At 42.7% G+C, this 13,490-nt stretch carries 3 protein-coding genes and 1 pseudogene; all 4 read right to left on the bottom strand.

Annotated elements, in window-relative coordinates; all coding sequences use genetic code 11:
• Nucleotides 1-217: 217 nt before the first annotated feature.
• Nucleotides 218-2,683: a putative Ig domain-containing protein gene (locus NSTC731_RS03215; RefSeq protein ID WP_445629599.1), complete on the bottom strand. Its 2,466-nt coding sequence runs from the start codon at nt 2,681-2,683 to the stop codon at nt 218-220.
• A gap of 542 nt (nt 2,684-3,225) precedes the next feature.
• Nucleotides 3,226-5,664: a beta-propeller fold lactonase family protein gene (locus NSTC731_RS03210; RefSeq protein ID WP_445629598.1), complete on the bottom strand. Its 2,439-nt coding sequence runs from the start codon at nt 5,662-5,664 to the stop codon at nt 3,226-3,228.
• 256 nt (nt 5,665-5,920) lie between these two features.
• Nucleotides 5,921-10,219, bottom strand: a complete 4,299-nt coding sequence (locus NSTC731_RS03205) for an amino acid adenylation domain-containing protein (RefSeq protein ID WP_445629597.1) — start codon at nt 10,217-10,219, stop codon at nt 5,921-5,923.
• A pseudogene (locus NSTC731_RS03200) lies at nt 10,219-13,485 on the bottom strand (non-ribosomal peptide synthetase); the annotation flags it as partial. The gene NSTC731_RS03205 and the pseudogene NSTC731_RS03200, both read right to left, overlap by 1 nt.
• Nucleotides 13,486-13,490 lie beyond the last annotated feature (5 nt).

Raw genomic sequence — 13,490 nt, 5'->3', positions numbered from 1 at the left:
TTGCACAAACTCCGTTAAGACCGTCATTAGTCATTAGTCACTTGTACTGAGCGACTCGTACCGACTTGTGCCGAGCGAAGTCGAGGTAGCGGAGCCGAGGTAAGCCGAAGTATTAGTCATTTGTGTTTACCAACTGGACTTTGGACAATTGACTTAGGACAACCTTCACCAGTTGATGTGCTTTTCTTTTCGCGTAACAGCTTACTCGCCTTTGATACTAGCCAAGATTGGCACTCAAATTGACCTGCACAATTACATCGTTGTAATCTTTATCACCACCATTTGGTAAATCCTCAAAACCAAAGGTGTTATTTCCCAATAGTCGAATGTGATCTACCTTATCTGAATTAGCACCCAAAAATGTGAAGTAAACATTCTTATTGCCATTGCCATTAAGAATCGCATCAGGTCTGCCATCCACAATAATAAATGGTGCAAACAAAGAATTCGGATCAAAAGTGCCAGTGGAATTTGTAGTGCCTTGGTTGCTTACCGTCAAGTCAATGCCTGCAACACGCCCACGCACAGCAGCTTCGGCGTAGCCAGCCTGACCAACGAGAATATCTGCCGTGCCATCGCCATTGGTGTCAATACCACCATTTTCATCAGCCACCCGATAAAAGCCGACAAAGTTATTGTAAGATGCCTCTCTGTTGACTTGAAACTCAGCTGTTACCGATTGTGTCACACTCCGTAAATCAATCAGTTCGCCTTGATATTCACCTTGCACACCAGTACCTAAAGATACCTCTTGATTGGTTGGCTGAATATCCACAACCAAATTCTGAAAATTAAGAGAAAACCCTTGATTTTCTATGTTGTTATTTGTACCTGAAGAAAAAAGCACACTTGAGGAGGGGGTTTTTCCAGACAGTACAGCTTGAGTAGTACTGTTGGATACCAGATAAAATCTGAGTCTGGTATCAGAGTTGAATTCTAATATGTTTTTCAGGTCGGCGGGATTAAAACCATTAGGCAAATTGGCAAGAGTGGAGAAAACCACCTTTGAACGCAAAAGAGCCGCTTGTGTATAGCCTTCTGCACCAGGGGCTATGCCGTTAATCCTACCTTCTTCATCGTCAACAGTAAATACATTTAGTTCATTCACCTCTTTAGAGGTGTTGTTTTTAATCTTGACTGAGAGTTTTGCTTTATCACCTTCATTGTTCAGCTTAGTCTTGACACTAAAGATATCGCCTGTAATTGTGACTAGAGGAGTATTGTCAGCAACCGTAAGTTGAAACACATCACTGGTTTCCTCTCCAGCAATATCCTTAGCTGTGACTTTGATATTCAAACTACCTACATCCTCATTCTCAGGAGTACCACTGAAGGTAAAGGTAGTAGGATTGAAGTTCAACCAAGTGGGTAGTAGCTCATCATTTTCCAGGGTTGCAGTGTAGGTGAGGATGTCTCCAACATCCACATCGCTAAAGGTGTCATCTGGGACGGTGAAGTTAAAGAGTGTGTCTTCGGTGACTTCTTGGTCTGCAATTTCTTTTACCAAGACAGGAGGATCGTTGACATTATTAATCGTGATTTTAAACACATCACTGGCTTGCTCTCCTGCAAAATCTTGAGCGGTAACTTTGATGTTTATACTACCTACGTCTTCATTTTCAGGAGTGCCACTGAAAGTCCTGGTAGCAGCATCGAACTTCAACCCTGTCGGTAAAGGCGTATCGTCGGGCAGAGTTGCAGTGTAGGTAAGGGTATTTCCGACATCTGGGTCAGTGAAAGTGTCATCTGGTACAGTGAAGCTGAAGAGAACACCTTGAGTGGCTTGTTGGTCTGCGATCGCCTTGGACAAGACTGGAGGAGTATCAACAGTAAGTTTAAACACATCACTAGTTGTTTCTCCACCAACATCCTTAGCGGTAACTTTGATGTTTAGACTACCTACGTCCGTATTCTCAGGAGTACCACTGAAAGTCTTGGTAGTAGCATTGAACTTCAACCCTGTCGGCAAAGGCGTATCGTTGTCCAGAGTTGCAGTGTAGGTGAGGCTATCTCCGACATCTGGATCGGTGAAAATGTCATCTGGTACAGTGAAGCTGAAGAGAATACCTGGGGTGGCTTTTTGGTCTACGATCGCTTTGGACAAGACTGGAGCAGTTAGTACTGAAGCGTAAACTGCCATTACTTCTGGCTGAAATGCCAGAGTAGGAACAATTGCGCCCGTAGAAACTTCCAGTTCCCAGTCACCACCTAATGCAGTACTCCCCGTTAAGTTATCAGACGCCGCTACTACTGCACCTGTGAATTCACTCAGACGTTGTACAAATGCTTTACCTTGCTCTGTTTGCCCAACTTCGCAACCATACAATAGTAGTTGTGCATCTGTACTCAAAACATTTGCCCAGTCCATGAGTTGCCAAGCATAATGGTTGAGGGTTTCGTAGCTGAGTTGACTGTTTCCCAGGTAGACTTGCCCTGGTGCGCCGTGAGAAACAATGTGTAGAGTATTGATTTCCCGATGAGTTGCCAGCACTTGGCTAATTTGTTCAATGCCATTCTGGTCAGGATCTAAGACTACAACAGAGGTATTCGGCAATACACCTGCTACTAGACTTTGGTAGTTCTCAACCTGTGGGTCTATGAAAACTAGGTGAGTAGCAGGTATTTGCTCATACAAGTCTTGAGTTGATTGGGTAGCGATCGCGATCGGGATGGTGTCTGACATAATTACTCTTATTAATTAATAGTTTTTTCGTTGCAGCCGTTGCGTGCTATATCCTGGAAATCACGTAGAAGCAGGATTTTTTTGGCATAGCCAAGGAGTCAATTATTAAACTGATATAAGAATCATATTTGATTTATGGACAAGATTTTAGATAAAATCCCGATCGAATGGGCTTTTCAGTCTCAGGATGTTTTCAAAAGTTAAATCGGAATTCTAATATAAATATAAAAAGCTAATAGTAAACTTCAGTAAATATACTGGCTAAACCTTCGGACCGGTATTACCATACCATCAATAATAATAAATGGCGCAAACAGAGAATCAGCTTTGAAAGTCGCGGTGTAATTAACTGTCCCTTGGTTATTCACCGTCAAAAAATACCTGTAACACGCTGATGCACAGGTTCAAGACTGATGCAAAGGTTTTATTGGCGATCGCATTTATACATATATGAGTCCATATAATCGCCATGCAGAAAACAACCTCACCCCGCAACCGGGATGAGGTTGTATTATTTTTATAAGTAATTACTCGCCTTCGATCTAGGCAAGATTGACATTCAAATTGATCTGCACAATCATATCGTTGTAATCTTTATCACCACCATTGGCTAAATCCTCAAAACCAAAGGTGTTATTTCCCAACAGTCGAATGTGATCTAGCTTATCTGAGTTAGCACCCAAAAATGTGAAGTAAATCTTTGGATCGTTATTGGCATTATTATCGAGAAACTTATCCGCTTTACCATTGATAATAATAAAGGGTGCAAATAACGAATCAGTTCCGAAAGTGCTGGTAGATGTTGCCGAACCTTGATTGCTCACCGTCAAGTCAACGCCTGTAACACGCCCACGCACAGCGGCTTCGGCATAACCTGCTTGTCCAACGAGAATATCTGCTTTACCATCGCTATTGGTGTCAATGCCACCATTTTCATCAGCCACCCGATAAAAACCGACAAAGTTGTTCAATGCAGCTTCTCTATAAACTTTAAAGTCAGCCTTTACCGGTTTTCCTACACCCCGTAAATCAATCAGTTCGCCTTCCTTTTTGCCTTGCAAATTTGTACCCAAAGATATTTCTTGATTTGTTGCCTGAACCGTTACAGCGAAATCTTGGAAGTTAAGAGAAAAGCCTTCCTCTGCTGTGTTGGTATTTGTGGCTGAGGAAAAAACCACACTTGAAAAAGATGCTTTTCCAGACAGTACAGCCTGAGTAGTACTGTTGGATACGCTATAGAATCGGAGTTTGGTATCAGAGTCAAATTCTAAGACGTTATTCACATCGTCATGCTTGAAACCCTTGGGCATATTAGCAAGGGAGAAGAAAATCACCTTGGAGCGTAGAAGAGCAGCTTGTGTATAGCCTTCTGCACCAGGAGCTATGCCATCAATCTTACCTTCATCATCATCAACATTAAATACACACAGCTCATTCACCTCTTTAACAGTGCTGGTTTTAATTTTGATGGAGATTTTTGCTTTATTGCCTTTAGTCTTCAGCTTAGTCTTGACACTAAAGATATCGCCTGTAATTAATGTGAAAAGAGTAGTAGGAGTATTTTTATCGGCAACCCCAAGCGTAAATGTATCACTAGCTTGCTCTCCAGCAATATCTGTAGCAGTGACTTTGATGTTTAGATTACCTACATCCTTTTTTGTGGGAGTCCCACTGAAGGTAAGGGTAGCAGGATCGAACTTCAACCAAGTAGGCAGTAGGTCATCATTTTCTAGAGTTGCAGTGTAAGTCAGGGTATCTTCAACATCTGCATCGCTAAAGGTTTCAACTGGAAGGGTGAAGTTGAAGACACTATCTTCGGTGGTTTCTTGGTCAAGAATTTCATTTGTCACCTCTGGCGCATGATTCAAAGAGGCACTAAACACCGCCACAGCAGAGTCATCAGATCCAGCAGTATAAAGGTATTTGCCATCGGAGCTGAGAGTTACAGAAACCGCACCACCAAGTCCATCAACACCATCTGTATCATCTTTTTGAACTTCTACAAAACTTAGTTTGCCTGTGGTTGTATCCCGCTCAAACACAGCTACAGCTGAGTCATCATATCCAGCAGCATAGAGGTATTTTCCATCGGAACTGACAGTAATGGAAGAGACACCACCAAGCCCATCGACACTACTGATACCATCTTTTTGAACTTCCACAAAACTTAGTTTGCCTGTGGTTGTATCCCGCTCAAACACAGCTACAGCCGAGTCATCATATCCAGCAGCATAGAGGAATTTGCCATCGGGGCTGACTATGAGGGATTTAGCACCAGCAAGTCCATCGACACCATTTGTATCATCTTTTTGAACTTCCACAAAACTCAGTGCGCCTGTGGTTGTATCCCGCTCAAACACAGCTACAGCCGAGTCATCATATCCAGCAGCATAGAGGTATTTTCCATCGGGGCTGACTGTGAGAGATTCAGCACCAGCAAGCCCATCAACACCATTTGTATCATCTTGTTGAACTTCTACAAAACTCAGTGCGCCTGTGGTTGTATCCCGCTCAAACACAGCTACAGCCGAGTCATCATATCCAGCAGCATAGAGGAATTTGCCATCGGGGCTGACGATGAGGGATTTAGCACCAGCAAGCCCATCGACACCATTTGTATCATCTTTTTGAAATTCTACAAAACTCAGTGCGCCTGTGGTTGTATCTCGCTTAAATACCGCTACAGCCGAGTCACTATATCCAGATGCATAGAGGAATTTTCCATCAGGGCTGACAGTGAGGGATTCAGCACCAGCAAGCCCATCGACACCATTTGTATCATCTTTTTGAAATTCTACAAAACTCAGCGCGCCTGTGGTTGTATCTCGCTTAAATACCGCTACAGCCGAGTCATCATATCCAGATGCATAGAGGAATTTGCCATCGGGGCTGACTGTGAGGGATTTAGCACCAGCAAGTCCATCGACACCATTTGTATTATCTTTTTGAACTTCTACAAAATTCAGGATTTTCTGTGTCATATTTTCCTTGAGATTGCAAAATAGTTTGTAAAAGTAATCTTCTTTTCTAGCAAAGTGAAGAATGTACTATATAGCTTATTGTCTGATTTTTATTCAAGCCTCAGTATATATACTACGTATTTTCCAGCTTCTAACTGATACAAGGGCTTTAATGGCATCAAATTTATACATGTATAGTTAAAGTTATTACCCACAAATAAAACAACCCCATCCCGCAAGCGAGATGAGGTTGAAAGCTATAACTATTTCTGTAAATTTAGATGTCTACAATAGCTCGATCTATACAAGCCCTCATTTTTTCAGCTAGAGTTCGAGCATGGGGTTCTCTAAAAATAGAGTCGTGGTTTCCTGGGACATTTTGAATATCCAAATCTCCTAATACCATTTCACTCCAACCCATTTTGGGGTCAACCTCCCGTTTTTCTAATGCATTGCGCTCTTCTGCTCGGAATACAGTAACTCGACCTGGATAAGCTTTTAGAACGTATTCTCTGGCTGCCTGTTTATTGGCCTCTTCGATTGTTAATTTACGGTAGTTATAAGGTACAGTCCGCCAGATTCTTAAGGAAAACTTAAAGATCAATTTTCGGAACTTTTCTTGAAATTTATACTTCAGCCAAGAACTTTTGTTCCTGATTTGCTCAAGCACGTAATTAGTTCCAAGTTTTGTCAGGTTGTCCCAATGCTGAGAAACTCGCTTTTCTAATGGCGCTTGTTTAATGTAATTTGGGCCAGTAGTATCAAATAAAGCTAACAGAGCTACTTTTTGACCTTGTTTGACTAGTTGTTGAGCCATTTCCCAAGCTACTAATCCGCCAAAAGAAGAGCCACCCAAAAAATAAGGGCCTTCAGGTTGAATAGTTTGTATCTCTTTGATGTAATGAGCCGCCATTTCTGCAAGCTTGGTAAAGGGAGCTTCTTTTCCACTTAATCCTCGTGCTTGTAGTGCATAAAATGGCTGATTTTCACCTAAATGAAGTGATAAATCTCGATAGTAGAGGACACTTAAACCAATTGCATGGATACAAAATAGAGGTGGCTTAGAACCGTTGGGCTGCATTGGTACTAGTGATGACCAAGGTATCGATTTTCCTGAGTTGGGAGTAGTACTACTTTTAACTTTATTATGGCTTTCTGGGAAAAACCCTTGCTGGCGAATAAAATTAGTTAATTGCTCAATAGTTGAATATTGCAAGAGAATAGCTAAGGGCAGGTTTAGTTCAAATGTTTTTTCAATCTGAGAAAACAAGTGTACTGCAAGTAGTGAGTTTCCACCTAAATCAAAAAAGTTGTCTTTTATGCCAATGGGATGCATACCTAAAAGGTCTTCCCAAATTTTAGTTAACTGAAGTTGTAATGGATCTTCTGCTGTGGCAAATATTTTTTCTGTTTTAGAATTAGTTGGATTCAGTGCAGATAAAGCTTTGCGATCGACTTGACCATTAGCATTCAATGGCAGAGAATCGACTATGAAAAAGGCAGAAGGCAACAAATATTTAGGCAGCTTTTGCTGGAGAAAACTCAGCAGTTGCTCACTCCCAAAAGTTTCTCCTTGTTTGGGAACAATATAAGCAACTAAACTTTTATCCCCAGGAACATCTTCTTTGGCAATCACCACAGTTTTTTGTACGCCTGGATATTGCTCTAAAATTGTTTCAATTTCAGCCAACTCAATGCGAAAGCCGCGAATTTTTACCTGATTGTCTAAGCGGTCTAAAAGCTCAATGTTGCCGTCATTTAAGTAGCGTCCTAAATCACCAGTTCTGTAAAGGTATGCCCCAGATTCGCTGCTAAAGGGATTGGGGATAAATTTCGCAGATGTTAATTCGGGACGATTAAAGTGGCCTTGGGTAACACCGATACCGCTGATGTAAATTTCACCAGTTACACCAATAGGGAGGAGTTGCGATCGCCCATCAAGAATGTAGACTTGGGTATTGGCGATCGCTTTTCCTATGGGAATTTCTGACCGAGTGTTACTGGCTTCAGTGGCAGTCTTAGGATCGTAAACTGTGGCGGTTAAGGTTGTTTCTAGCGAGCCATAAGCATTCAGCCAGCGTACTTGCTTGCCAACTTTTTCTACCCAAGTTAGATAAGCATGGCGTGAAACTTTTTCACCACCAACCATCACTAAGCGCAAGCTAGCTGGCAAGGTTTGGGGAGATAGAGATGGCTCTTTAACTAACTCATACCAAAAAGAAGTAGGTAAATTGACAACAGTAATCTGTTGTTGAGCAATGAATAGGAAAAATTGTGCTGTCGAGTTTTGTAGCTTTTGAGGCTGGAGAATTGCGGTAGCACCAGTAATCCAACAGGGGAAAAGTGATTCAATAAAAGTATCGCAGCTGATACTAGGTATAAGTAATAGGCGATCGCTCTGGGTCAACTCCCAAGTTTCACTTATTGCCAAGCTGTGGCTGACAAGATTATGGTGGGTAATAGCTATACCGTTTGGTTTTCCATTGGAGCCGGACACATACATTACACAGGCGAGAGTCCGATATGTGCCATAACTTTCTGGATTTTCAGTCACGTGTACGGCAATAACTTCCCACTCACTATCCAAACAGATAGCTTGTGCTTGATGCTCAGAGAGTTTGTCAACTAATGAGCTTTGGGTTAACACCAAAGATATTTGGGCATCTTCTAAAATCACAGCCAGACTATCTTGCCCAGATGTCGGAGCGATCGGTACGTAAGTTCCACCGACTTTTAAAATACCCAACAGCCCGACAATCATCTCTAGGGAAGGCTCTAGATAAAGACCGATGAGTACCCCCGATTCTACCCCTAAAGTTTGCAAATAGTAGGCTAGTTGATTTGCCCGTTGGTTAAGTTCTTGATAAGTTAGTTGCTGATTTTCAAACCTGACTGCAATCTTATTTGGAGTTGCTTTAGTTTGAGTTTCAAACCACTGATGGATACAAGTATCCTGGGGATAATCAGCTTGTTTGCTATTCCACTCAACTAACAATTGATGTTGTTCCGGTGCTGTCAACAGGGGTAATTCAGCGATCGGGCGATCGGGATTAGCAACAATACCTTCAAGTAAAGTTTTGAAGTGTCCCAACATCCGCTCTATGGTACTGGCATCAAACATCTCGGCATTGTAATCAAATACCATACCTAGACCATTATCCTGTTCCCGCAAGACCAATGTCAGATCGTATTTGGTCTTGCCATGATAGATGTAGCCAAATAAAGAAGTGATAGTCAAATCAGGTAGTTGCACTGATGCCATACCACGACCATTCGACCAAGGAGGATTGAGGGAGAATTTTACCTGCAACAGGGGCGAGCTATTGCGACTTCGCTGTTCTGGTCTAAGTTCTTCAATTAGCTTCTCAAAGGGTAGGTCTTGATGGGTGTAAGCTTCTAAGCAATCCTTACGCACGCGGTCTAATAATTCTCGGAAAGTTGGGTTTCCTGCAAAATTACTCCGCAGTACAAGAGTATTAGAAAAAAATCCAATCAGCCCCTCGGTTTCAACTTGTCCTCGACCTGCACTTGCAAAGCTAATTAGTAAGTCTTCTTGTCCAGAATAACGGTAGAGCAATAGCTCAAATGCTGCCAGTAGAGTCATGAACAGGGTGACACCCCATTTTTGACTCAAGTCTGTTAGGGCATGGTTCAGCGTCTTTGATAGCAGCAGGGCCCCGCGATCGCCTCGATAGGTTTGCACTCCTTGAGGACGGGGGCGATCGTAAGGTAACTCAATGATCGGTAAATTGCCTTCTAGCTTTTGCTTCCAGTAGTTTACCTGTGACTCTAAAACTTCTCCTTGGAGCCATTGATATTGCCAATTGGTAAAATCAGCATACTGTACTGGTAAGGGAGTTAAAGGAGAAACTTGACCTGCTGATAATGCTTTATAGATGGTAGTGAGGTCTTGATAGAACAGATCGGACGAAGCACCATCACAAACTATGCAGTGCATATTCCAGATTAGCAGATGTTCGCGATCGCTCAATCGCAGCAATAACACCCGCAAAATCGGCCCATTAGCTAAATCAAAGGGTTGATGAGCTTCTTTTGTTGCCAGTAGGTGAGCTTCTGCCTCTCGTTGTTCATCAGGTACTTGCCGCAAGTCAATTATTGGCAATGTCAAGGAAACATCGGTGGCAATGACTTGAGTGGGTTTTCCATTCACTGCTGGAAAAGTTGTCCGCAGAACTTCATGGCGACGGACGACTTCTCTTAAACTTTCCTCTAAGACAGCAACATTGAGATTCCCCGTAAAACGCACCACAACCGGCATATTATTTGAGGAACTATCAGGCTCAAACTGATGCAGGAACCATATCCGTTGCTGACCAAAGGAAAGCGGCAAGTTGCCATTCCGTTCACAAGCGACAATTGGGGGAATCTGTGAACTGGCGGCTGTAGTAATTTGTCGGAGAAAGTTGATGATTTCGGCTTTTTGAGTTTTTAACTCCGTCAGCAATTCTGGTGTGAGACTATCTTTTGCCGCCCGATAACGTAAGCGATCGCCTTCTAGCCAAAGTTTAACATCGCGCTGACGTAGCTCAGATAGTAGTTCATCTAATGTTTTCATAGCTCACCTTCCTCGTAATCATCAGCCGTTTCACTCTCAGCAGCTTGAACACCTTGGGTTGCCCAACGCAGAGTTTCCACTCGTTCAGCCAAATCTGCTACTGTTGGTAATTCAAATAAATTCGACATCAGAATTTCTGCTTGCAAAGCTTGGCGCATTCGAGAAATCACTTGAATTCCTAGTAGAGAATATCCACCCAATTCAAAAAAGTTGTCGTAAATCCCGACTCGCTTGACATTTAAAACCTGCGTCCAGATATCTGCAATCTGCTGCTCAATGGAAGTGCGAGGCGCTACATAATTTGCCTCCAGTTCTGGGCGGGAAGCATCTGGTTTTGGCAATGCCTTGCGATCGACTTTGCCATTGGGGGTTAACGGCATAGCTTCTAGTGCCATAAAGATCGTTGGCACCATAAAGTCAGGAAGCTGTTGTTTCAAGAATCGACGCAACTGTGAAATCACTTGCAAGCTATCTTGACCAGTTTCGGCAACAATATAACCGACTAGACTAGTCTCATTAGGAGTGTCTTCTCGAACAATGACAACGGCTTCTTTTACTTCTGGATGTTGCAAGAGTGCGGTTTCAATTTCACCCAATTCTATGCGGAAACCACGTAATTTTACCTGATAGTCGATACGACCCAAGTATTCAATATGCCCATCTAGTAAATAGCGAGCCAAATCTCCAGTTTTGTATAAACGCGATTCCGGGTTTGGGCTGAAGGGATTAGAAATAAATCTTTCAGCAGTCAGTTCGGGACGATTCAGATATCCCCTTGCTAGTCCTTCGCCACCAATATACAACTCACCTGATATACCAATGGGAACGGGTTGTAAATGGGAGTCTAAAATGTAGATTTGCGTATTAGCTAGAGGGCAACCAATGTTTATTGCTTTATTTGCCGTTGTCACCTTATAGCCTGTTGACCAAATCGTTGTTTCTGTGGGCCCGTAGAGGTTCCACAGACAAGCTCCTTTTGGTAATAATTGATTTGCGAGGTCTCTAGGTAAGGCTTCACCTGTGGAAATCATCTTCAATTGAGGACTACCTTGCCATCCGGCTGCCAGTAATAGCCGCCAAGTAACTGGCGTCGGTTGCATAAAGGTTGCGCCGGAGGTGGTTAGGGTTTTTAACAGTTGAGTACCATCAGCCGCAACTTCACGACTCACCAATACTAACTTCGCACCTACAGACAGAGGTAGAAAAATTTCTGAAACGGCAATATCAAAAGATAGGCTAGTAACAGAGAGGAGAGTATCTTCAGCAGTTAAACCGGGTTCTTTTGCGATCGCATTCAAGAGATTAACAGCACTCTGATGTTGAATTTGAACGCCTTTCGGTTGACCTGTGGAGCCAGATGTATAGATGACGTAGGCTAAGTTATTGGCAGTGACGTTATGTGTTGGGTTATCTAACCCGGAATTATTTATGGATTGCCAATTGCTATCAAGGCAAACAATCTTTGCCTGATGGTTGGGTAGTCCCGATTTTAGCTTCTCCTGCGTTAGTAGCACTGACACCTGAGCATCTTGCAGCATGAAAGCTAAACGTTCTTGAGGATAAGCATAATCTAACGGTACATAAGCTCCCCCGGCTTTGAGAATGCCTAAAACTCCTATAACCATTTCCAAGCTGCGCTCGACACACAGACCAACCAGAACTTCTGGCCCGACTCCTAAGCTTTGGAGGTAATGGGCTAGCTGATTGGCTTGCTGATTCAGTTCGCGGTAGCTAATTTGTTCATTTTCAAAAACTACAGCGATCGCATCTGGAGTCTTCTCCACTTGAGTTTCAAACAGTTGGTGAATGCAGATATCTTGGGGATAAGCTGTTTGAGTATTGTTCCATCTTGCTAATAACTGTTGCTCAACTGCTGGCAAAATTGGCAATTTAGCAATAATTTGATTAGGGTTAGCAACTATACCAAATAACAAAGTTTCAAACTCTGCCATCCGGCGGCGGATAGTATCAGCGTCAAATAAGTTAGTGTTGTACTGGCATTCCAGAATAAGTTCACCATGCGATTCTGTAGCATTGATAAACAGTTCAAAATTCTCGAATGCGCGAGGATTGGAGAAAAATTCTACCTCTAAATCAATAAACGGAAGCCGATCGCTGTCTAAGGCTTGATCGACATTAAATATAATTGGTACTAAGGGAATGCGGCTAGAATCCCGTGGCAATACTAATTTTTTGACCAGACTACCAAAGGTAAATTGTTGATGGTCATAAGCATCTAAGACAGCCGATCGCCGCGTTTGCAAGTAGTCACTGAACGATTTTTCCCCATTAATCTGGCTACGCAATGGTAGTAAATTTACACAGTGACCTACAAGATTATATTGCCCTAAAGCAGCTTGTCCGGCGGCTGGAATACCTACAACTAAGTCGTTTTGTCCTGTCAGACGGTGCAGCCAGACCTCGAATCCTCCCAGAATCGTAGTCATAAAGCTACAACCGAGTTTTGTTCCTAGTTGTTTCAGGTTAGTAACTAATTCGGAATTTAAATGCCAATCTTCGCGGGCGGCGTTAAAGGTTCTGAGTGGAGGACGGGGGCGATCGCAGGGGAAATCGAGTACAGGTACAGAGTCAGCGAATTGTTGTAACCAGTATTGTTCTGTGGCGATCGCTTCTGGACTATCCGCCTCTTCTTCCTGCAAAATCGCATATTCACTTAAGTAGTCTGGTTCTTCTAATTCAGGAACAATACCCTGTTGCAAGCCAGAATAAAATTTACCCAAATCTGGTATCAGCACAGCCCAAGACCAACCATCACAAATAATATGATGGGCTGTCAAAATAGCTAGATGCTCCTGCGGCTGCAATTTGACAATTTTTGCCCGAAATAGAGGACCATGTTCTAAATCAAAAGGTTGCTCTACCTCTTGTCGCAAGATACTAGCTAATTTTTCCTGTTTTTCCTGTGGTTCTAGGTTAGACAATTCAATAATAGGAATTTCAATTTGCCGAGAAGCAACAATGCAGAGTGTATTGCCATCGGTACTAAAAGTTGTCCGTAGTGCTTCATGACGTTGTACTAACTTTTCTACCGCAGATTGGAAAAGTTTAACATCAAGTTCGCCTTTTAGTCGCAGAGATTGAGACTCATTATAAGCACAATTAGCAGCATCGCCCATTTGCACAGAAGCCCAAATTTCTTTTTGTGATTCTGTAGCGGGGGCGGTTAGAAGTAATTCTCCATCTGCAAATGGATCAAAATCAACCGCAGTTAATGTCGATTGGTAATCTACAGGTGATAAGGTCATAAAAC

The organism is Nostoc sp. DSM 114167 (genome assembly GCF_052692655.1).
This window is presented reverse-complemented; position numbering and strand designations above follow the sequence as displayed.

Coding starts and splice junctions, on each gene's coding strand:
- NSTC731_RS03210 (WP_445629598.1), bottom strand. CDS start 5,664: ATGACACAGAAAATCCTGAATTTTGTAGAAGTTCAAAAAGATAATACA.
- NSTC731_RS03205 (WP_445629597.1), bottom strand. CDS start 10,219: ATGAAAACATTAGATGAACTACTATCTGAGCTACGTCAGCGCGATGTT.
- NSTC731_RS03215 (WP_445629599.1), bottom strand. CDS start 2,683: ATGTCAGACACCATCCCGATCGCGATCGCTACCCAATCAACTCAAGAC.